The 19,631-nt window shown below is 72.5% G+C and carries 22 protein-coding genes and 1 tRNA gene; 10 read left to right on the forward strand and 13 right to left on the reverse strand.

Translation table 11 applies throughout. The features are described 5' to 3' along the window. Positions 1–7 precede the first annotated feature (7 nt). Entirely contained in the window at positions 8–1,189 is a 1,182-nt protein-coding gene (locus ABZ951_RS20540) for a YcaO-like family protein (RefSeq protein WP_344085986.1), read from the reverse strand. A 264-nt stretch (positions 1,190–1,453) separates the two neighbouring features. Between ABZ951_RS20540 and ABZ951_RS20545 the strand changes: the two genes are divergently transcribed. Beyond that, positions 1,454–2,152 carry a sulfotransferase family protein gene (locus tag ABZ951_RS20545; protein WP_344085988.1) on the forward strand — a complete coding sequence of 233 codons (699 nt, stop codon included), beginning with the start codon at positions 1,454–1,456 and terminating at the stop codon, positions 2,150–2,152. Next, positions 2,113–2,958, forward strand: a complete 846-nt coding sequence (locus tag ABZ951_RS20550) for a sulfotransferase domain-containing protein (RefSeq protein WP_344085991.1) — start codon at positions 2,113–2,115, stop codon at positions 2,956–2,958. The genes ABZ951_RS20545 and ABZ951_RS20550 overlap by 40 nt, the downstream gene beginning before the upstream one ends. Here ABZ951_RS20550 and ABZ951_RS20555 read toward each other — a convergent pair. The 6 genes from ABZ951_RS20555 to ABZ951_RS20580 form a co-directional block, all read right to left on the reverse strand. Continuing rightward, positions 2,873–4,183: an MFS transporter gene (locus tag ABZ951_RS20555; RefSeq protein ID WP_344085993.1), complete on the reverse strand. Its 1,311-nt coding sequence runs from the start codon at positions 4,181–4,183 to the stop codon at positions 2,873–2,875. The genes ABZ951_RS20550 and ABZ951_RS20555 overlap by 86 nt on opposite strands. 136 nt (positions 4,184–4,319) lie before the next feature. Beyond that, positions 4,320–5,018, reverse strand: coding sequence for a class I SAM-dependent methyltransferase (locus ABZ951_RS20560; RefSeq protein WP_344085996.1), 699 nt, complete (start codon positions 5,016–5,018; stop codon positions 4,320–4,322). 56 nt (positions 5,019–5,074) lie between these two features. Further along, positions 5,075–6,385, reverse strand: a complete 1,311-nt coding sequence (locus ABZ951_RS20565) for an aminotransferase class V-fold PLP-dependent enzyme (protein ID WP_344085999.1) — start codon at positions 6,383–6,385, stop codon at positions 5,075–5,077. Positions 6,386–6,569: 184 nt separating this feature from the next. Then, positions 6,570–6,643: transfer RNA gene (locus tag ABZ951_RS20570), tRNA-Met, on the reverse strand. A 76-nt stretch (positions 6,644–6,719) separates the two neighbouring features. Then, a complete protein-coding gene (locus ABZ951_RS20575; RefSeq protein ID WP_344086002.1) occupies positions 6,720–7,640 on the reverse strand; it encodes a hypothetical protein in 921 nt (306 codons plus the stop codon). Between the two features lie 104 nt (positions 7,641–7,744). Beyond that, a complete protein-coding gene (locus ABZ951_RS20580) occupies positions 7,745–8,380 on the reverse strand; it encodes a hypothetical protein (RefSeq protein ID WP_344086005.1) in 636 nt (211 codons plus the stop codon). A 102-nt stretch (positions 8,381–8,482) separates the two neighbouring features. Between ABZ951_RS20580 and ABZ951_RS20585 the strand changes: the two genes are divergently transcribed. After that, positions 8,483–9,073: a GNAT family N-acetyltransferase gene (locus ABZ951_RS20585; protein WP_344086008.1), complete on the forward strand. Its 591-nt coding sequence runs from the start codon at positions 8,483–8,485 to the stop codon at positions 9,071–9,073. A 131-nt stretch (positions 9,074–9,204) separates the two neighbouring features. Next, complete coding sequence (locus ABZ951_RS20590) at positions 9,205–9,351, forward strand: hypothetical protein (RefSeq protein WP_344086010.1); 147 nt, start codon at positions 9,205–9,207, stop codon at positions 9,349–9,351. 52 nt (positions 9,352–9,403) lie between these two features. Here the strand turns inward: ABZ951_RS20590 and ABZ951_RS20595 are convergent, their stop codons facing one another. From ABZ951_RS20595 to ABZ951_RS20605, 3 genes are all read right to left on the reverse strand, one after another. Next, positions 9,404–9,835 (reverse strand): GNAT family N-acetyltransferase, encoded by a 432-nt coding sequence (locus tag ABZ951_RS20595; protein ID WP_344086012.1) that lies wholly within the window; start codon positions 9,833–9,835, stop codon positions 9,404–9,406. A gap of 70 nt (positions 9,836–9,905) precedes the next feature. Continuing rightward, a complete protein-coding gene (proP, locus tag ABZ951_RS20600) occupies positions 9,906–11,420 on the reverse strand; it encodes a glycine betaine/L-proline transporter ProP (RefSeq protein ID WP_344086124.1) in 1,515 nt (504 codons plus the stop codon). Between the two features lie 263 nt (positions 11,421–11,683). Further along, a complete protein-coding gene (locus ABZ951_RS20605) occupies positions 11,684–12,130 on the reverse strand; it encodes a MarR family transcriptional regulator (RefSeq protein ID WP_344086015.1) in 447 nt (148 codons plus the stop codon). 77 nt (positions 12,131–12,207) lie between these two features. Here ABZ951_RS20605 and ABZ951_RS20610 point away from each other — a divergent pair, with 77 nt between their 5' ends. Next, positions 12,208–13,263 (forward strand): ABC transporter permease, encoded by a 1,056-nt coding sequence (locus ABZ951_RS20610; RefSeq protein WP_344086019.1) that lies wholly within the window; start codon positions 12,208–12,210, stop codon positions 13,261–13,263. 56 nt (positions 13,264–13,319) lie between these two features. Here the strand turns inward: ABZ951_RS20610 and ABZ951_RS20615 are convergent, their stop codons facing one another. Beyond that, positions 13,320–13,766: a nitroreductase family deazaflavin-dependent oxidoreductase gene (locus tag ABZ951_RS20615; RefSeq protein ID WP_344086021.1), complete on the reverse strand. Its 447-nt coding sequence runs from the start codon at positions 13,764–13,766 to the stop codon at positions 13,320–13,322. A 209-nt stretch (positions 13,767–13,975) separates the two neighbouring features. After that, positions 13,976–14,131, reverse strand: coding sequence for a DUF6131 family protein (locus ABZ951_RS20620; protein WP_344086024.1), 156 nt, complete (start codon positions 14,129–14,131; stop codon positions 13,976–13,978). A 211-nt stretch (positions 14,132–14,342) separates the two neighbouring features. Here ABZ951_RS20620 and ABZ951_RS20625 point away from each other — a divergent pair, with 211 nt between their 5' ends. From ABZ951_RS20625 to ABZ951_RS20645, 5 genes are all read left to right on the forward strand, one after another. Beyond that, the gene (locus ABZ951_RS20625) at positions 14,343–14,996 is read left to right on the forward strand and encodes a HemK2/MTQ2 family protein methyltransferase (protein ID WP_344086027.1); all 654 of its coding nucleotides are present in this window, start codon (positions 14,343–14,345) and stop codon (positions 14,994–14,996) included. Continuing rightward, a complete protein-coding gene (locus ABZ951_RS20630) occupies positions 14,980–15,195 on the forward strand; it encodes a CDGSH iron-sulfur domain-containing protein (RefSeq protein WP_344086030.1) in 216 nt (71 codons plus the stop codon). The genes ABZ951_RS20625 and ABZ951_RS20630 overlap by 17 nt, the downstream gene beginning before the upstream one ends. 184 nt (positions 15,196–15,379) lie before the next feature. After that, positions 15,380–16,372, forward strand: coding sequence for an iron-containing redox enzyme family protein (locus ABZ951_RS20635; protein ID WP_344086033.1), 993 nt, complete (start codon positions 15,380–15,382; stop codon positions 16,370–16,372). Positions 16,373–16,591: 219 nt separating this feature from the next. Further along, positions 16,592–16,942, forward strand: coding sequence for a PRC-barrel domain-containing protein (locus tag ABZ951_RS20640; protein ID WP_344086036.1), 351 nt, complete (start codon positions 16,592–16,594; stop codon positions 16,940–16,942). Between the two features lie 133 nt (positions 16,943–17,075). Next, entirely contained in the window at positions 17,076–17,339 is a 264-nt protein-coding gene (locus ABZ951_RS20645; RefSeq protein ID WP_344086039.1) for a WhiB family transcriptional regulator, read from the forward strand. 69 nt (positions 17,340–17,408) lie between these two features. Here the strand turns inward: ABZ951_RS20645 and ABZ951_RS20650 are convergent, their stop codons facing one another. Next, positions 17,409–19,466 carry a phosphocholine-specific phospholipase C gene (locus ABZ951_RS20650; protein WP_344086042.1) on the reverse strand — a complete coding sequence of 686 codons (2,058 nt, stop codon included), beginning with the start codon at positions 19,464–19,466 and terminating at the stop codon, positions 17,409–17,411. Between the last annotated feature and the right edge of the window lie 165 nt (positions 19,467–19,631).

Here is a 19,631-nt window from a genome sequence, read left to right on the forward strand (position 1 = left end):
CGACGGGTCAGCCGAGAGGGTGCGGGGGTGTGCCCGGCACTCCGCCGTCGCCCGACGGCAGCGGCCGCGTTCCCGGAGCGATCAGCCGGACCACCGAGATGCCCTCGGCCCGGATCTGCGGGGTGTCCGTCTCCACCAGCAGGACGTCCTCACCGGTGTACGCGGCGAGCGCGGCCGGACCGTCGTCCGGCCCCGCCTCCCAGGACGCCGCCGCCCGCCGGGGGCGGTTCAGCCAGTGGCCCAGGCTGTCCTGGCGGTGGAACGCCCACAGGGCGTGCTCCAGCGCCGAGCGGGGCGGAGTCCGGCCGCCCCACTCGGCCCAGGCGTGGACCGCGGCGGGGCCGGTCATGCTCCACCGGACCATCAGCGCCTCGTAGGCCGCGCTCACCACGGCCGCCGCGCGGTGACGCACGGGGGCGCAGCGCGCGCCGAAGCTCTGCGCCGTGCCGTCGCCGGCGTGGACGCACACCACGGCGCAGACCGTCCCCGCGGGTGCGGGCAGCGACAGCACCGTGACGTGCTCGCCCCGCCGTTCCACAACGTCGCGCACGGGAGAGGGCAGATCGGCCGGGAGCGCTCGCGCCGCGGGCGGGGCGGGCGCGCCGGCCTCGTACCAACTGCGGCGGATCAGGTCGCGTTCGAGGATCTCCCGGGCCGCGTGGCCGGCGGCCTCCCGCCGGTCGGGGTGGGCGCCCAGGCCCGTGGACCCGGCCTTGATCCATGCCGCGCGGCCGGCGGGCGGCCGGTGCCTGAGGTACACCGCGCCCGCCGGGACCAGCAGTTCGTCGCCCGTGAGCAGGGAGCGGGCCGGCACCCACAGGCCGCGCCGCGCACGGTCGCCGGTGGAGCCGGAGAGCGCGGCCGGGTCGAGGGCGGGCACGCCGCGCCGCCGCCAGTCCTCGTAGGAGCCCGGCCACCGGGCGGCGCTCTCGGCCTGCCGTCCGGCCAGGATGTTGCCCATCCGCTCCAGCAGCTCGCCCCGGGCCCGCCGGGCCACGTCGGCACGGTCGCCCCCCGCTCCGCTGCCCACGATCACGTCGCCGGCGCCGTGCGCGCCCGAGACGCCCGCCGTGCCGAACTCCGCCGAGCGGGCCGCCGTCCGCGCGAAGACGACACCCGGGCTCTCCGCGAACGGCGTGAACACCTGAGGCTCCCAGCGCCGTACCGGGGCGTGCCCGAGCGTGGACATCGTGCCTCCCGGCACCCGTGCGTGCGCGTTCCGCCGTCGCCATGATTGGACCAAAGGCCCCGGCCGCGCACAACGGTGCGTCCGGCCCTCCGGCTTAAACGGGCCCTCGCAGAGGCGCTGTTGAAGGAAACGCGGCGGTGGGGCACGGTGTCAGCAGCGCGGCCCCCGTGCGTGCCGGAGCCGCGTGTCCTGTCCCTCCGTCATCCGTAATCCGCCATCCGTGACCCGCGATCCGTGACCCGCCATCCGCCGAGGAGGCCGACCGTGACAGCCGACGGCACCGACCGGCCCCCTCCCGCGCCGCCGCCCTCCTCCCCGCACCGCACGATGCCGAAGGTCTTCGGCATCGGCCTCTCGCGCACCGGCACGACCTCCCTCACCAGCGCCCTGCACACCCTGGGTTTCGACGTCGTCCACTACCCCTCCGACCCGGACACCTACGCGACCCTGCTGGCCGGCACCGCCCGCTTCCCGCTGCTCGACCGGTACGACGGGATCACCGACATCACCGTCGCCCACTGCTACCAGGACCTGGACGTGCTGTGGCCGGGAGCGAAGTTCGTCCTCACCGTCCGCGAGGAGGAGAGCTGGCTGTGCTCCTGCCGCAAGCACTGGGAACGGCCCGTCGAGAGCAAGGGGCACCGCGGTCAGGTCTACGTCGACCTCCAGCGCTTCCTGCGGGCCGCGGTGTACGGCTGCCACGCCTTCTCCCCGGAACGGTTCCGCCGGATCGCCCGGCGGCACACCGCCGAGGCGACCCGCCACTTCGCCGGCCGGGACGACGACCTGCTGGTGCTCGACATCACCGCCGGCCAGGGATACGAACGGCTCGCCCCCTTCCTCGGCGTGCCGGTACCGGACGCACCCTTCCCGCACCGCAACCGGGCGGCTGCCGACGGCAGTCCGCGACAGGAAGGACCACCGTGCCCCTCCCTCCCTTCGTCACCGGCCCCGGGGAAATGATCGACGCCGACGGCGACGTGTACGTCGTCTCCTTCCCCAAATGCGGACGCACGTGGCTGCGGGTCCTCATGGCCAAGGCCATCTCGGCGGCGCGCGGCATCCCCATGGAAGTCTGCCGGGACCTGACGCTGACCGAGTACAGCGCCGTGGACCCCGGCGTCCCGCGCATCGTCTACTGGCACGACGACTTCGTCGCCTGGCGGACCCCGGCCGAGCTGTCCCGGAACAAGGACTTCTACCACGACCGGAAAGTCATCCTCCTGGTCCGCGACATCCGGGACACGGCGGTGTCCCGCTACTTCCAGCGGACCCACCGCAAGAAGCCCCCGTACACCCGGGGGATCGGAGACTTCCTGACCGAGGAGGAGGGCAGCATCAAGACCTGCCTGACCTTCTGGGACATCTGGCACGCCCGGCAGGACGTCCCCGCCTCGTTCCTGCTCACCTCGTACGAGCGGCTGACGGCGGACACCGCCGGCGAACTCGGGCGCGTACTGGAATTCTGCGGCCTGCCCCCGGTGGGCGAGGAGACGCTGCGCGCCGCGGCCGACTTCGCGGACTTCCAGGCCATGCGCGCCATGGAGCTCACCGACGCGCTGGGCACGGACCGGCTGCGCCCCACCGTGCCCGGGGACCCCGACTCGTACAAGACCCGCCGCGGTGTCATCGGCGGCTTCCGCGACTACCTCACGCCCGAGCAGATCGACTACGTGGACGACGTCACGCGCCGGATCCTCGCACCGCAGTGGCAGCCCGCGGCCTTCGCGGCGGACGCCGCGCCGCACCCCCGGGACCGGACGCCGTGACCGGCCCGCCCAGCAGCCGCACCTCCGGCACCAGCAGCGGCAGCACCGCCAGCACGGCGATCAGCACCGCGCCCAGGCCCAGCGTCCCCCGCAGCCCGAGGACCCGGGTGGCGGGGGCCGCCGCCAGGTAGCCGAGCGGCACCGTCACCGCCTGGCCGAACGCCGTGTACGCCGTCACCCGGCCCAGCCGGCCCGCGGGGATCACGTCCTGCAGCAGCCCCGTCCACACCGTCGTCGACAGCGACGCCGCGGCCCCGGCCGCCACGGCGGCCACCACGAGACCGGCCGTCCCCGCGCGCAGCGCCATCGCCGCCTGGGGCGCCGCTATGACCGCGGTGCCCGCGCACGCCACCACCCCGACGCCCCGCGGCCGCCACCACAGCGCCAGCCCGGAACCACCCACCAGGCCCGCCGCGAAGCCGGACATCACCACGCCCCAGGCACTGGCGCCGCCCAGGGCACGCTGCCCGTACACCGGCCCCAGGAGCTGGTAGCCGGTCGTCCACACCGGAAGGACCAGGGCCGACTGCCACGTCATGACCATCAGCCAGCGCCGCGACCGGAACTCCGCCCAGCCGTCGCGCAACTGGTGCCCGAACGCCGCCCGTGGCGCGGACGCGGCACCGCGCGAGGTCAGCGGCGCGAGCAGGAGGGCCGCCCCCGCGAACGACAGGGCGTCGCAGGCGAGGACCGAGGGCGGCCCGGCGGCCACCACCAGCGCCGCGGCGACCGCCGGGCCGCCCACCCGCGTCGCGGTCTGCCCCAGCCTCAGCAGCGCGTTCGCCGCCGGCCGCAGCTCCGCCGGGACGATGTCCGCCAGGAGGCCCGAGGACGCCGGCAGGAAGAACGCCGAGGCCGCTCCGCACACCGCCGCCAGCAGCGCCAGCTGCCACAGCCGTGCGAGGTGCGACCACAGCAGCAGCGCGGCACCCGCCTGGGCGGCGGCGGAGACCGTGTTCGCGGTCACCATGATCCGGACGCGCGGCCACCGGTCCGCCGCCACGCCGGCGACGAACAACAGCAGCGCCTGCGGAAGCGTGCCGCACGCCAGGACCAGCCCCAGCCCGCCGCCGTCCCCCTCGCCGGGCAGCCCCAGCACGGCGAACGCCAGCCCGACCGGCGCGACGGCGCCGCCCGACCAGCTCAGCAGCCGCGCCGCGAAGTGCGCACGGAACCGCGGCACGGCCAGCGGCGCCCACGCCCGACGAGCCTGTTTCCCCCGCACGAGCCCGACCCCTTACCGCCGGCCCCGCCCGGCCCGGCACCGCGCGCCCATCCCCGGCTCTCCTCCGCGATCAACGAAACAGGGGGCACGGCGACATGGCTCACGGCCCTGAGGGCGCGATTTCAACGGCCGGGGGCTACGGCCGGTCGAGGACCGGCCGGGCGCGCACCCACGTCCGGTCGTCGGTCAGGTAGGCGTCGACGGCGAGCCCTGCCTCGGCCAGGGCCCCTTCGAAGGCTTCCGTGGTCAGGGGGCACGACAGGAACGTCTGGGTCCACCGCGCGTCCGGGAAGACGTACTCGACGTGGACGGAGCGCACCCCGGGGCGGACCGGCTCGGAGGACACCACTCTGATCAGCCCGTCACCGGCCGCCCTCTCCCGCGGCAGGTTCTCGTGCCGGCCCGCGTCCTCCCGCTGGATCAGCACGCATCCCTCGTCCGCGACGTGCCGCCGGCAGGCCCGCAGCAGACGCCCCCGCACCCGCGGATCAGCGGTGTGGACGAGGAAGGAGGCCAGCAGCACCACGTCGAAGCGCTCGCCGAGCTCCAGCTCTTCGATCGGGCTGCGGACGGTCCGGGCACCGCGCACCCGTTCCAGCATCGCCGAGGACTCGTCCACGGCCGTCACGGTGAAGCCCCGCTCGACCAGGGGATGCGTCATACGGCCCGTACCCGAGCCCAGTTCGAGAATCCGGGCCCGGGCGGGAACGGCCCGCTGGACGATGTCGGGCTCATCGCCCACAGGAAGCCGTTCGTACAGCTCGACGGCACACCCGTCCGGCGTGATCGCCCCCGGACCGGTGCCTCGGTGCCCCTCGCGCGTCAGTTCACTCATTCACCCATCGCAACACGGCGGGGACGCCGGAAGAAGACCGCACCGCGACGGCGGGCTCACGCACGGAACCGCCGGGCCACGTCCCGCAGTGCCACGCTGAACCGGTCGATGTCGTCCGGCCCCGTGAACAGCGCGGGCGTCACCCTGACGCAGTCGCCCCGCACCGGACCGCCGCGGCGGACGGTGAAGATCTTGTACTGGTCGAACAGGTACCGTGCGATGGCGGTGTTGTCCGCTTCGGAGGTCCGGCCGGTGACCCGGAACGACGTGATCGCCCCGTACATCGCGGGGTCGTCGGGCGTGAGCACCTCCAGACCTGGGACGTCCCGCGCCCGGCGGACCCAGCGGTCGCGCAGATACCGCAGCCGGGCCTCTTTGACGGGCCCACCGCCCAGCGCCCGGTGGAAGTCCAGCGCGGTGGGCACGGAGAGGACGGGCGCGACGTCCATCGTCCCGGAGTGGACGCGCGAGCGGATGTCACCGGCCGGGTAGGTCTCGTCGGCGAAGGCGGCGTCGATGTCGGCCAGGCGATCCCCGCGGATGTGCAGGAAGCCCGTGCCGAGCGGCGCGCCCATCCACTTGTGCAGGGACAGGCCGACGAAGTCCGCGCCGAGGTCGGGCAGGGCGAAGTCGAGCTGCCCCCAGGAGTGGGCCGCGTCGACGATCACATCGACGCCGCGGTTTCTGGCGGCGGCGACGATGTCGCGCACGGGGGTGACCAGGCCGGTGCGGTTGTTCATGTGGCTCAGCAGCAGCAACTTGACGCGGGGGTGCTCGCGCAGCGCCGTGGCGTAGGTGTCCAGCACGGCCTGACGCGTCGCGGGTTCGGGGATCGCGATCCGGACGAGAGAGGCACCGCGGCGCTCCCGCAGCCAGTTCATGGCGTACTGCATGCTGTAGTAGTCGAGGTCGGCATGCATGACGGCGTCGCCGGGCCGCAGCCGGTTGTAGCCGCCGATGAGGTTCTGCAGGGCTTCGGTGCCGCAGCGGGTGAGCGCGATCTCCTCAGCCGGCACCCCGGCGACGGCGGCCACCTGAGCCCGGACCTCCTCGGCCTCGGCCTTGTAAGTGGTCCGCAGAAGGTAGGAGTTGAGCGAGTTGAGCCGCTCGACATTGCGGGCGTTGGCACGGCGCACGGGCTCCGGCATGATCCCGTAGTAGCCGTTCTCCAGGTTGACGAATTCCCGGCTCACCCGGTACTGCCGGGCGACCGCACGCCAGAACCCCTCGTCCCGGGCAACGTGCTCGGGCCGGGCACCGGCGGGGAGAACGAACGGGGGCACCGCCGCGGCCCGGCCGTGGGCCGCCACGGGGGAGGCGGCAGCGGCACCGAAGGAAGCGAGCAGGTGACGTCTGGGCAGAACCATCGAACCTCCAGGATGAGGAGTCGGTGGAGCGGGACCGCATCCAGAATCACAGGCCGCGCGGCTGCGGGGGAGTGGCGGGGGCGCGATGGTGTGAGGGCTCTGGGGAGGGAGGCGCGCCGAGGGGTGTTCGCCCCGGACACGATGAAGGCCCGGCAGCCAAGCTGCCGGGCCTTCATCTCACAAGTAGCGGGGACAGGATTTGAACCTGCGACCTCTGGGTTATGAGCCCAGCGAGCTACCGAGCTGCTCCACCCCGCGTCGGTAAGGTGAACACTACGGCATCGACGCGGTGAGAGCGAACCGGTTCCCGAAAGCCGGCCGGCCCCGGCCCGCGTCAGCCCGCCGTCACCTTCACGATGCGGCCCGACGCCTCCACGACGAACAGGTCGCGTCGCGGGTCGCTGTCGCCGAAGCCGCGGGCCACCCGGACGCTGCTCGGCATCCGCAGGCCCGACACCAGGACGCACGACTTGCCCGTCGCCGGGTCCACCTCGATCAGTTCGCCGTCGCGGAAACTCGCCACCACCAGCTTGCCGTTGAAGAAGGTCAGGTCGTCGAGGAGCTTGAGCTTCAGGGGGTTGGGGCTGAGCTCCGTGACCCTGGTGTGCTGTTCGGGGTTCTTCAGGGGGATCCGGACGACCGGTGACGAGGCGTCGGTGATGACGCTCGCGTACAGCTGGTCGCCCACGATCTCCAGGCCGTTGGCGCCGAAGACGTTCGCCTTCCGCGTCCACTCCGCGTCCTTGGTGCCGTCCGGGCGGATCTTCACGATGCCGGTGGCCAGTTCGCGGCTGAGGTAGAAGTTGCCCTCGGCGTCGATGGCGAGCCCGTTGACGCCGGACACCCCCTCCACGACCTTTTCCGGCCTGGGGTGGGCGGCCGCCGGGTCGAAGCGCATGACGCCGCCGCCCGAGGCCCAGGACGACAGAGGATTGACGCCGAAGTTGACGTACATCATGCCGTCCGGGCCGCGCCGGAGGCCGCCGGGGCCGTTCACCGGGAAGCTCGTCCTGAGGGTGCCGTCCGGCGCGTACCCCTCCACCCGGTGCTTGGCGATGTGCGCGACCCACAGCGTGCCGCGCCCGTCGAACTCCAGGTTCTCCCGCCAGTCCAGCAGCGGGACGCCGCCCTCTCGGAACACCTTCACCTGTGCGGGCGCGGCGCACCGCTCCAGAGCCGCTGCGGCCGGCGGCGGGCCGGCCGCCGTCGCCGCCCCGGGCACGCCGACCGCCAGCGCGGCGACGATACTTCCCACAATTGCTAACGAACGTATACGCATGCACCCGTTGTAGCGCCCGGCCCCCGGCTCCCGCCAGTCACTCGTTCGCCAACAGTCCCGGCCAACGTAGACGGGTCCGGCTAATGGAACCGCATGCCGTTGCTGCCGACGATCACGTCGTAGTCGCCCTTCAGGCCACCTTCGCCGACGTAGCACTTGTACCCGCTGGGCTTGTCGACCGGGACCAGGCGGACCTCCGGGATCTCATCGCACCGCAGCGACCTCGCGGCCTTTCCGCCGTAGACGCCGTAGTTCTTCCACGCCTGGGCGTGCACACCTTCGCGGCTGATCACTCCGCCCTTGGTCGGGGTGGCGGTGTACTGCATCAAAATGAAGCCGCCCTTCGTCTCCACGCTGAAGGGCACCTCGGTGCCCATGTACGTGACGGTGCAGGTGAACTTCTGCGGCTGGTCGGTGACCTCACCGGTGTCGCAGGTGCTGGTCGTCGGCTTCGCCACCATGCCGGCCATGGCGATCACCCGGCCTTCGAGGCCGTACTTGATCTGCTCCAGTGGCGGGGCCTTGTCGCCGGGCGCGGGACGCAGGGGCGCGACCTTCGCGTCCGGCGACGCCTTCGGGCTCGCCACCGGCGTTCCCTTGACCTTCTGCTCGTCCGACCCGCACGCCGTGGCCGCCGAGACGACCAGAGCCGCTACCGCTGCCGTGCGTATCCATTTCTTGGTCTTCAAGACCGTTTCCCCGTTCATGCTGCTCATGGAACCGGCCGATCATAGACAGGCGCCCCGAGGCCGTCGAACGGGTGGGGTCGGCCGTCAATCCCGGCGACGCGGCAAGCACCGGTCGGCATGATGTGGTTCATGCCCTCACTCATTCCCTCCACCGTTCCGCCCGGCCGTCTCCGGCGGTCCGCCCAGCCGTCGATAGGGGTGTCCGACGAGCTGTCCCTCCGGCCCTGGAGCCCGGCGGACGCGCCCGCTGTCGTCGAGGCGTTCGAGGACCCCACGATCCAGCGGTGGCACGGGCGGCACGCCGCGTCCGAGGACGAGGCGCGCGAGTGGATCGCCGGGTGGGGTGAGGAGTGGGAACGGGAGACGGCCGCCCACTGGGCGATCGTCCGCACCGGAAACCGGGAGGTGCTCGGCAGGATCTCGCTGCGGGACCTGGACCTTTTCTTCGGGCAGGCGGAATGCGCGTACTGGATCCTGCCCGGCGCGCGCGGATCCGGGGTGGCCGGCCGCGCGGTCACGGCGGTGGCCGGCTGGGCCTTCGGCGAGGCCGGCTTCCACCGGCTGGAAATCATGCACTCCGTCGCGAACACGGCCTCGTGCCGGGTGGCGGCGAAGGCAGGCTTCGCCTGGGAAGGCACCAAGCGCAGCGCGGGGCCGCACGCCGACGGTTGGCACGACATGCACCTGCACGCCCGGATCACAAGCGACGAGCGGCGGTAGTGACCGTGAGTCGGCCCGGTGCGCCGTTCCCTCCCGCTGGTGCGGGCGCGGGGGCGTGACCCTCTCCTCGGCGGGTACGCACTCCTCAACGGGCCGCCCGTCAAAGCTCGTTGTCGTTCTCTGGAGGCGCCATGCCTGGATTGCTCGCACGGATCAAGCAGTTCGCCCGCAGTCCGCAGGGGCAGAACACCATCAACTCGGCGCGGCGGGCCGCCGCCGACCCGAGGAAGCGCGCCCAGGCCCGCCGGCTGTTCGGACGGCTGGGCAAGCGGCGCTGAACCGGCCGCGCGTGCGGGCCCGCACCCGGCCCGCACGCGCGGCGGGGCTGTCTCAGTCCAGCTTCCTGGCGAAGTGGAAGGCCGCGATGTCCAGCCGCTCCCGCAGGTAGAAGCGGTGCGCGCCCGTGCGGTGCGTGGCGGAGTCCAGGCTCAGGATGTGGCAGCCCGCGGCGCGGGCGCGCTGCTCCAGGTAGGAGATGAGCTCCCGCCCGACACCGGTGGAACGCGCGTCGGCCGTGGTCACCAGGTCGTCGACGTACAGCGAGCGCACCGTGCTGGTGTTGACGAGGATGCGCCAGCCGGCCACGCCCGCGCAGGCGCCCTCGTCGGTGAACGCGGCCGAGAAGCGCAGGCCCTGGCCGTGGCCCTCCGCGTAGATCTCGCGGAACAGGTCCTCGGTGAGGTGCGGGCGCAGTTCACGCAGGACGGGGAGGACGTCAGCCGTCAGCCGCTCGTCGCCGGGCTCAAGGTCGATGATCTTCATGGCGGCACTCTAGATCAGCCGGGGGCGGGGGCGGCCGGGAAGGTCAGCCCTTGCGGCCCCGCCGCCCCGGCTACTGCCCGTCGTGGTGCCGGTGGCCCGGGTGCCGCAGGCGCGTCCAGATGTCGCGGGCATGGCGCCCGGCCTCGGTACGGCTGCCGGCGACCAGCTTCCGGGCCTGCTCCGGCGTCTCCACCATCGGCCCCGACCCGCGCAGCGGCTTGCCGGCCGTCTCGTGCAGGAAGAACGCGGAGACCAGGCCGACCGCGCCCGCGGCCATCAGGTAGTACGCGGGGACCATGTCGTTGTCCGTCGACTCCAGCAGCGCCGAGACGGCCAGGGGAGTCGTGCCGCCGAAGAGCGACACGGAGATGTTGTACGAGACGGACAGGGCCCCGTAGCGCAGCCGGGTCGGGAAGAGCGCGGGCAGCGTCGCCGCGGAGGTGCCCGCGAAGATCACCAGCAGCAGGCCGAGGACGAGGCAGCCGAACGCCGGCAGCAGGGCGCCGTCGGCCCGGATCAGCATCACCGAGGGGACGGCCAGGGCGATGAGGGCGGCACTGCCGGCCATGAACATCGGCCGGCGCCCCCAGAGGTCGGAGGTGCGGCCCACGACGGTGATGGTCAGGGCCACCAGGATCATGGTGCCGAGGATCAGCAGGTGGGCGGTGGTGGCGTCCTTGCCGAGCGTCTCGGTCATGTACGTGGGCAGGTACGAGGTGACCATGTAGCTGGTGACGTTGTAGACGACCACCAGTCCCATGCAGATCAGGACCGCCTGCCAGTGGTCGGTGAAGATGTTCCTGAGTCGGCCGTGCCCGGACTGGCGGGCCTCCTCGGCCTCCTCCTCGTGCGCGGTGCCGGGTGTCCGCGCCTGGGCCGCCTCGGTCTCCGCGCGGAAGGCGGGCGTCTCTTCCAGCCGCATCCGCATGTACAGGCCGACCAGCCCCAGCGGACCGGCCACCAGGAACGGCAGCCGCCAGCCCCAGTCCGTCATGCCGTCGGTGCCGAGGAGCGCGGTGAGCACGGTCACCAGGCCCGAGCCGAGCGCGTAGCCCACGAAGGTGCCGAAGTCGAGCCAGCTGCCCAGGAAGCCCCGGCGTTTGTCCGGCGCGTACTCCGCGATGTACGTGGTGGCCCCGGCGTACTCGCCGCCGGTGGAGAAGCCCTGCACCAGGCGGCAGACGAGCAGCAGGATCGGCGCGAGGAACCCGGCCGTCCCGTAGGACGGCAGGAAGCCGACGGCGAAGGTGCTCACCGCCATCATGATCATCGTGGCGGCGAGGACCCGCTGGCGTCCGATGCGGTCGCCCAGGGGACCGAAGACGAGCCCGCCGAGGGGGCGGACGAGGAAGGCGGCGGCGAACGTGGCGAAGGTGGAGATCACCTGCGCGCCGGACGAGCTGGAGGGGAAGAAGACCTTTCCCAGGGTGACCGCCATATAGGCGTACACGCCGAAGTCGAACCACTCCATCATGTTGCCGAGCGCGGCGGCCTGCACCGCCCGGCGCACCTCGGGCCGGTCCGTGACGGTGACGTCCTCGATGTTCAGCGGGGTCTTGCCACGGCGCAGCAGGGTGCGGAGCATCCGGTCGGTGGCGGCCGCGCCACCGCGCGAGGGGGCGCGGCGTCGGTCCTTCGGGTTCTTGTTGCGATCGGCGCTCATGGTCACCTGCCGGCGGGTCGGGGATCCAGGTTCCTGGGGCTCCTGGGACGTTCATCTACTCATGGGCCAAATCTTGTGGTTTATGCATTGAACATCGCGGGGCCGTCGGGCGTCCGGTGACCCGCCGCGGCGGCAGGTCCTCTCTGCGGGGCCGGTTCACCGGGCGGAAGCGCCCGGTATCCCCGTCACGTGTGCGGCGGCAGCGCCGCCGGGTTGAGGTGTTCGACCAGGCGGTGCAGGAGGTCGTGCGCCGTCGCCCGTTCCGCCGGGGAGAGGATGGCCAGGGCGTCGTCGTTCACCCCGCCCACCAGCGCCCGCGCCCGTTCCGCCAGGTGGCGGCCCTCCTCGGTGATGTGGAGGCACAGCACGCGGCGGTTGGTCGCGTGGGGGCGGCGTTCCATGAGGCCCCGCTCGACGAGGCCGTTCACCGCGGCTCCCATGGACTGGGCCGTGATGCCGGCGCCGCGGGCCGCGTCCGCACTGGAGACGCCCGGCGTGTTGAGCGCGCGCTGCAGTGCGCTGTGCTGGGCCAGGGTCAGGTCCAGCGTGCGCAGCTCCTTCTCCAGCCGGGCGCCCATGGCCTGGGAGAACTGCCAGGCCAGGTAGCCGGTGTAGGAGGTGTTGTCGTTCATGGGACCACCACTTGTAAGGCAGCTTATATGGGCTGCTACTGTTGTAAGGCAGCTTACAAGTTTGGATGGTCGTCGACGTGTCACTCCCCACCACCACCCCCTCGGCCGCCCCGCGGCCCGCCCCCGCCCACCCCGACATACCCGACGCCGCGCCGCCGCGGCACCCGCAGGGCGGCCTGAAGGGCGTCCTCCTCCCCGTGGCCGTCGTGCTCGCCATCGGGACGATCTTCGTCAGCGTCTACCTCGCCGCGTTCCACGCGCCCAAGCCGCACGACCTCCCCGTGGCCGCCGTGGGCTCCGCGCAGGAGATCCACCGCCTGGAGGGCGGCCTGGAGAAGGCCCTGCCCGGCGGCTTCGCCCTGCGGCCCTACGCCGACGAGAGCGCCGCCCGCGACGCCGTCGAGCACCGCCGCGTCTACGCCGCCTACCTCACCGGCGGCGGCACCCCGAAGCTCCTCTTCGCGGGCGCCAACGGGCCCTCGGTCACCGGCACCCTCACCGGGGCCTTCGGCGCGGTCGCCGAAGCGGGCGGCCACCACCTGGCCCAGGAGGACATCCTCCCCGCCTCCTCCGGCGACACCCGGGGACTGTCGATCTTCTACGCGGCCTTCGGCCTCGTCCTCGCCGGCTACCTGTTCGGCATGATGACCTACCAGGCCGCGCCCACCCTCCGCTTCCGCCAGCGCCTGGCCAGCCTCGGCCTCTTCGGCGTCCTGGGCGGCATCATCATCGCCCTCCTCGCCGGCAGCACCGGCTTCGGCGCGCTGCCCGGCTCCTTCGCCGGCATCGCCGGGATGACCGCGCTCATGGCGATCGCGGTGGGCGGCGCGACCATGGTGTGCATCAGGTGGACCGGAGCCGCGGGCGCCGGCCTGGCCTCCGTCGTCCTCCTGACCCTCGGCAACGCCACCAGCGGCGGCGTCATGCCCGCCCCCTACCTGCCCGGCTGGCTGCACCCGCTCTCCGACGTCCTGCCCGTCGGCGCCGGGGTCCGTGCCATCCAGGGGCTGGCGTACTTCCACAACGACGGCCTGGCGCGCGGCATCGCCGTCCTCGCCGTCTGGATCATCGCCTGCGCGGGACTGCTCTACCTGCGGGACGCGCGCAGCGCCCGGCGGACGCCCGCTTCCTGAGGAATCGGCAAGGGCCCCCGCCGCGGACCGCGGCGGGGGCCCTTCCATCTGTCCGGTCAGTGCCCGGCGGGCACCGGCTCCAGGACGAAGACGGGGATCTCCCGGTCGGTCTTCTTCTGGTAGTCCGCGTAGTCGGGGTACGCCGCGACCGCCCGCTCCCACCACGCGGCCTTCTCCTCGCCGGTGACCTCACGCGCCGTCATGTCCTGGCGCACCGGACCGTCCTGGAGCTCCACCCGGGGGTCGGCCACCACGTTGTGGTACCAGACCGGGTGCTTGGGGGCGCCGCCCAGGGACGCGACCACGGCGTACGTGCCCTCGTGCTCCACCCGCATCAGCGGACTCTTGCGGATCTTGCCGCTCTTCGCGCCCCGGGTTGTGAGGATGACGACGGGCATGTCCCGCAGCGTCGTCCCCTCCGTGCCGCCCGAGCCCTCGTACAACTCGACCTGATCGCGCACCCACTGCTCTGGGCTCGGCTCGTACTCACCCTCAAGAGGCATGCTGCCCGTCCCGTCCTCGAAGTCTCACGTCGGTCACGGCCGCGGCGGAGTACCCCGCCGGGGCCGACTCACACCGTCGCTCAACAACCTGCGGCGAGGCAATCATCCCCGGGCGCCCCGCCCAACTCACCGGACGGCGCCCGCCCGGGGCCGCCCTTCACCCGGGCCGGGTGCCGTGGCTCCCGGCGTTCCCTCACATCGCCCGACCGTTACCAGTAATGCTTTCGGCCTCCGACGGCGTGCCCGACCGCGCCGAGGATCCACAGGGCCGCCCCGATGACGAGCAGGATGATGCCGATGGTCCACAGGATGGCGATGTCCGCCAGGAACCCGATGATCAGCAGAATGACTCCGAGGGCAATCACGGTGTCCTCCGATCTCGCGTGTGCAAGCTCAATTCCACTATGTTCCTCGTTCGGCCCACCGGCAATCGCTGCCTCTCCGCCCCCATGAATCTCTCCGTCGCCATGAATAGGGTGGCGTCACCGCTGCACCGGTTTTCCGGGCCCGACGAGGCCCCGCCCCGAAATCGCGGGGCCCACGATTCACGGGGGAAGCAAGGGGTACCCGCAGCCCATGTGGCTTCTGAAACCACCCGGTGTGTACGCCCCGCAAGAGGATTCCCACCTGCTGGTGACCGCCTTGGAGCGCGAGAGCCTGCCCCCCGGGGCCGAAGTCCTCGACGTCGGCACGGGAACCGGCGCCCTGGCCATCGCCGCGGCCCGCCGGGGCGCCGCCCGGGTCACGGCCGTGGACGCCTCCGTCCGCGCGGTGCTCACCACCCGCCTGAACGCCCTGCTCGCCGGCTGCCGGGTGCGCGCGCTCTCCGGCGACCTGCTGGAGCCGGTGGCCGGAGAGCGCTTCCACCTCGTCCTGGCCAATCCGCCGTACGTCCCCACCCCGCACCCCGGTTTCCCGCGCCACAGCCTCGACCGGGCCTGGGAAGCGGGGCCCGACGGCCGCGCCGTCCTGGACCGGCTCTGCGCCCAGGTCCCCCCGCTGCTCCTGCCCGGCGGCGTGCTCCTGCTCGTCCAGTCGGCCTTCAGCTCCGCCCCCCGCACGATCGAACTGCTCACCCGGTCCGGCCTCGACGCCGACATCGTCGACCGCCGGCTGATCCCCTTCGGGCCGGTCCTGCGCGCCCGCGCCGGCTGGCTGCGCGAGCGCGGGCTGCTGGAGCCGGGCCAGGACAAGGAAGAGCTGGTGGTCATCCGTGCCCGGCGTCCCTGAGCGGCCCGCGGCCGCCCGCCGCGTCTCGCACGAGCCGGGCGGCCCCGTCCTCGTCGAGGGCCCGGTCGAGGTGGTGCTGGACGACGGCACCGTCGCGCGCTCCGACCGCCCCGTCGTCGCGGTGTGCACCTGCCGGCGCAGCAAGATCTACCCCTGGTGCGACACCAGCCACCGGGGCCGCCGGCCTCGGGGCACCTGACGGCGGGTACCCGGGAAAACCGGAGACCGGTACACCGAGACCCGGCGCACCGAGACCCGGCGCACTGAATCCGGCGCGCACCGAATCCGGCGCGCACCGAATCCGGCGCGCACCGAATCCGGCCCACCGAAGCCCCGTATACGGAACACCCCACGGACCGACGTGACGACCACGGGAGACCACGATGCCGAGCCCGCTCGCGCGCGGGGAGATCTCCGCCGCGCTCCTGGACACGCTCCGCCGCCCCCCGGCCGGCGCGGCCCTGCCGGGCCCGGCCGAGGTGGCGGCCGCCGACCCCTACGGGGAGGACCTCCAACTCGCCCTTCACGCCTGCTACGAGCTGCACTACCGGGGCCTTCCCGGCGTCCGCGACACCTGGGAGTGGGACCCCGGCCTGCTGCGGCTGCGCGGCCTCATGGAGGACGCGTTCCTGGCGGCGCTGCGGGCGGAGGTGCCCGGCACCGCCGAGGTGCCCGAAGCGCTCGCGGGCCTGCTGGCGGAGCCCTCGGACGGGGAGGGGGCCTCGTTCTTCCTGCGCGACCGCGGCGAGCTGTGGCACCTGCGCGAGTACGCGGTCCACCGCTCTCTCTACCAGCTCAAGGAAGCCGACCCCCACGCCTGGATGATCCCCCGGCTGACCGGCCGCGCGAAGGCCGCCCTCGTCGCCGTCGAGTACGACGAGTTCGGGGCCGGCCGCGCCGACCGGATCCACTCCCGGCTCTTCGCCGCCCTGATGCGCGACCTCCGCCTCGACGACACCTACGGCCACTACCTGGACGCGGTGCCCGCCGCGACCCTGGCCACCGGCAACCTCATGTCCCTGCTCGGCCTGCACCGTGCGCGGCGCGGCAGCCTCGTCGGCCACTTCGCCACCCTGGAGATCACCTCACCGCCCGCCGCCCGCCGCCTCCTCCAGGCCATGCGGCGGCTGGCCGCGGGCCCCGCCGCGGAGCTGTTCTACAGCGAGCACGTGGAGGCCGACGCCGTCCACGAACAGCTCGTGCGCCATGAGGTGATCGGCGGACTGCTGGAGAGCGAACCGGAGCTGGCGCGGGACGTGGTCTTCGGGATCGAGGCCACCTGCCGGCTGGAGGAGCGGTTCGAGGAGTCCCTCCTCGGCGCCTGGCACTCCGGCCGGACGTCTCTGCGCACGGCCCTGGAGCCCGCCGCACCCTGACGCGACCGCTGTGGGCGCACGTCTACCCGGAAACACGGGCCTTATGTAAATCCGTCAGGGCGGAAAATATGAAAGGCAATCACCTTTCGATATCGACGAGGAAATTCCGGTGCACACGTGTAGGCCGAAGACGCCGGGGCACCCGAGTTGCTGAGGGCAGGTCACCCTTTATCGGGAGGCTGATTTCCCGGCCCGCACCGTCGATGAAGGAGACATCTCATGACGCAGAACATCTGGGGTTACCACCCGAAGGCCGGCCACACCGTGGGCACCAGCCTGACCGGCTTCAAGGTCGAGGCGACCGACGGCAGCATCGGCAAGGTCGACAAGCACTCGGACGAGGTCGACTCCTCGTACCTCGTCGTGGACACCGGCATGTGGATCTTCGGCAAGCACGTGCTGCTGCCGGCGGGCACCGTCACCCGGATCGACGCCGCCGAGGAGAAGATCTACGTGGACCGCTCGAAGGCCCAGATCAAGGACGCCCCCGAATTCGACAAGGACAAGCACGTCGGTGACGTGGGGTACCACGAACAGATCGCCGGCTACTACAGCGGATTCCGCGGCTGAGGCGGCGCCCGGCCACCGGGACGGGGGCCGGCCGGATTCTTCCGGCCGGCCCCGCCCGTTTGCGGCCACGCAGGGGCCCGGCGGGCGAACCGAAGGGAAAGAGCACCAGCAGACGACTCGATGGGACTGACACGTGAACTGGCGACAGCACGCCGCATGCCGCGAAGAGGACCCCGACCTGTTCTTCCCGATCGGCACGGGCGGCCCGGCCCTGGGCCAGGCCGAGAGCGCGAAATCGGTCTGCCGCCGCTGCCCGGTCCAGGAGATGTGCCTCGCCTGGGCCCTGGAATCCGGCCAGGAGTTCGGGGTGTGGGGCGGCACGGACGAGATCGAACGGCGCGCCCTGCGCAAGGCCGGGAAACGCTACGAGAGCATGGCCCGCCGGCGGGGCCGGTGAACCGGCGCCGGACCACGGCTCCGGGAAGCCCGCACGGGGCGCTCCCGGAGCCGGGCCGTCCCGGGCCCGTCAGGCCGTGATGATCGCCGGGTCGCTGACCCCCGGCTCACCGGTCTCCACGTGCCCCGCGAACCTCCGCAGGAACGTCCCGTCCTGGTCCGACCCCACGGCCAGGTCGTACCAGCGCTTGCTGTGGCGCAGATCCACCCGGTGCACCACGCGCCCGCCCGGGCGCACCGTGAACGACGCGCGCTTCCCGCTGTACGCGTCGGTCACCGTGAGACGGCAGTCGGCGCCGCCCGCGTTGGTCATGGTCAGCTCGATCAGGCCCTGCCCGGCGACGTGCCGGGCCGTCACCTCGGGCCCGGCGGTGGTGCCGGAGCCCCTGAACGTGCGCAGGAACCCGTTCGGGCCGAGCGCCGACAGGTCGTAGACGCCCTTCGAATAGGCCGTGTTCCAGGTGTCGGAGATCTTCCGGCCCGCCCCGGTGGTGTACGTCCACGGCCCGTCCGTGCGGTTTCCGGAGGTGACCGTGAAGCACGCCCCGGCCTGTTCGCCCCCGCTGAAGGTGAGGGTGAAACGCCCGGTCGACGGCGTCCCGGCGCCGTCCACCAGCGGGGCGTAGGGCAGCGGGCGCGTCGGCTTGGACCCCTTCTCCTGCTTGGGCAGGGAGGGCCGGGCGGGCGGCTTCGGACGGTAGTCGGGGTGCCGTTCGCGGTCCTTCGGGGCGTAACCGGCGGTGTCCGGGAGCGTCGCGGGCCCGGTGTTCCCGAGGCGGAAGTCGAAGGCCGAGGTGAGGTCGCCGCAGACGGCCCGCCGCCAGGGCGAGACCTGCGGCTCGGCCACGCCGAAGCGGCGCTCCATGAACCGGAGGATCGAGGTGTGGTCGAAGACCTCCGAGCAGACGTAGCCGCCCGTGCTCCACGGAGATACGACGATCATGGGGACGCGCTGGCCCAGGCCGTAGGGGCCGGCGCCGTAGCGGCTGTTGCCCGCGAAGACGTCCGGGCCGGTGTCCACGGTGGAGGCGCCCTGCGCGGCCGACGCCGGCGGGAAGGGCGGGGGGACATGGTCGAAGTACCCGTCGTTCTCGTCGTACGTGATGAACAGCGCGGTCCTGCTCCACACCTCGGGGTCGGCGGTGAGGGCGTCCAGGACCTGGGAGATGTACCAGGCGCCGTAGTTCACCGGCCAGTTGGGGTGCTCGGAGAACGCCTCCGGGGCGGTGATCCAGGAGACCTGCGGGAGCTTCCCCGCCTTCACGTCGGCCTTGAGGATGTCGAAGTAGCCGCCGCCCTTCCTGACGTCGGTGCCGGTGCGCGCCTTGTCGTGCAGCGGATCGCCGGGCTCGGCATTGCGGTACGCGTTGAAGTACAGCAGGGAGTTGTCGCCGTAGTTGCCCCGGTAGGGGTCGTCGATCCAGCCCCACTTTCCGGCCGCGTCCAGGCCGTTGCCCGTGTCCTGGTAGACCTTCCACGAGATCCCGGCGCGCTCCAGCCGCTCGGGGTACGTCGTCCAGCCGTAGCCGGCCTCTTCGTTCCCGAGGACGGGGCCGCCGCCCTTGCCGTCGTTCCCGGTGTGCCCCGTCCACATGTAGTAGCGGTTCGGGTCGGTGGCTCCGATGAACGAGCAGTGGTAGGCGTCGCACACGGTGAACGCGTCGGCCAGCGCGTAGTGGAACGGCATGTCCGCACGCGTCAGGTAGGCCATGGTGCCCGCCGACTTCGCGGGTATCCACTTGTCGTACTTGCCGTGGTTCCGGGCTCGCTGGCCGCCCGCCCAGTCGTGGTTGAGGCCCGCGATGAACTGCATGCCGAGGTCCTGGGCGTCCGGCCGGAAGGGCAGCACGTCCTTCGTGCCGTCCGACTGGTACCACACCGGCTTGCCGCTCTCCAGGGTCATGGGGCGGGGGTCGCCGAACCCGCGGACACCCTTCAGCGAGCCGAAGTAGTGGTCGAAGGAACGGTTCTCCTGCATCAGGACGACGATGTGCTCCACGTCCTCGATGGTGCCGGAGCGCCGCGTGGCGGGAATGGCGGCCGCACGGGCGATGCTGCTCGACAGGGCGGCGGAGCCCGCCGTCGCGCCGGCGATCTGGAGGAACCGCCGCCGATTGAGTTCAGGCATGAGTCTGGAGACCTCGTGGGGTGTGGGGCCGGAATGGAGCAGGGTGCTCCAAGGGCAGCGAGTCCCGGCCAAGCGGGCGTGTCGTCGGAGTGACAGGGTGCGGTACGCGGGGCGAACGTAGCGGACCGGCGCCCGATCCGGAACGGGCCGGACCGCACGGCTCGG

The sequence above is a fragment of the Streptomyces sp. NPDC046215 genome (assembly GCF_040646215.1).
GTDB classification, from domain to species: Bacteria; Actinomycetota; Actinomycetes; order Streptomycetales; family Streptomycetaceae; genus Streptomyces; species Streptomyces stramineus.

Coding starts and splice junctions, on each gene's coding strand:
- ABZ951_RS20580 (WP_344086005.1), bottom strand. CDS start 8,380: ATGAGCAGCATGAACGGGGAAACGGTCTTGAAGACCAAGAAATGGATA.
- ABZ951_RS20560 (WP_344085996.1), bottom strand. CDS start 5,018: ATGAGTGAACTGACGCGCGAGGGGCACCGAGGCACCGGTCCGGGGGCG.
- ABZ951_RS20625 (WP_344086027.1), top strand. CDS start 14,343: ATGTGGCTTCTGAAACCACCCGGTGTGTACGCCCCGCAAGAGGATTCC.
- proP (WP_344086124.1), bottom strand. CDS start 11,420: ATGCTCCGCACCCTGCTGCGCCGTGGCAAGACCCCGCTGAACATCGAG.
- ABZ951_RS20590 (WP_344086010.1), top strand. CDS start 9,205: ATGCCTGGATTGCTCGCACGGATCAAGCAGTTCGCCCGCAGTCCGCAG.
- ABZ951_RS20565 (WP_344085999.1), bottom strand. CDS start 6,385: ATGGTTCTGCCCAGACGTCACCTGCTCGCTTCCTTCGGTGCCGCTGCC.
- ABZ951_RS20540 (WP_344085986.1), bottom strand. CDS start 1,189: ATGTCCACGCTCGGGCACGCCCCGGTACGGCGCTGGGAGCCTCAGGTG.
- ABZ951_RS20605 (WP_344086015.1), bottom strand. CDS start 12,130: ATGAACGACAACACCTCCTACACCGGCTACCTGGCCTGGCAGTTCTCC.
- ABZ951_RS20650 (WP_344086042.1), bottom strand. CDS start 19,466: ATGCCTGAACTCAATCGGCGGCGGTTCCTCCAGATCGCCGGCGCGACG.
- ABZ951_RS20640 (WP_344086036.1), top strand. CDS start 16,592: ATGACGCAGAACATCTGGGGTTACCACCCGAAGGCCGGCCACACCGTG.
- ABZ951_RS20595 (WP_344086012.1), bottom strand. CDS start 9,835: ATGAAGATCATCGACCTTGAGCCCGGCGACGAGCGGCTGACGGCTGAC.
- ABZ951_RS20615 (WP_344086021.1), bottom strand. CDS start 13,766: ATGCCTCTTGAGGGTGAGTACGAGCCGAGCCCAGAGCAGTGGGTGCGC.
- ABZ951_RS20585 (WP_344086008.1), top strand. CDS start 8,483: ATGCCCTCACTCATTCCCTCCACCGTTCCGCCCGGCCGTCTCCGGCGG.
- ABZ951_RS20635 (WP_344086033.1), top strand. CDS start 15,380: ATGCCGAGCCCGCTCGCGCGCGGGGAGATCTCCGCCGCGCTCCTGGAC.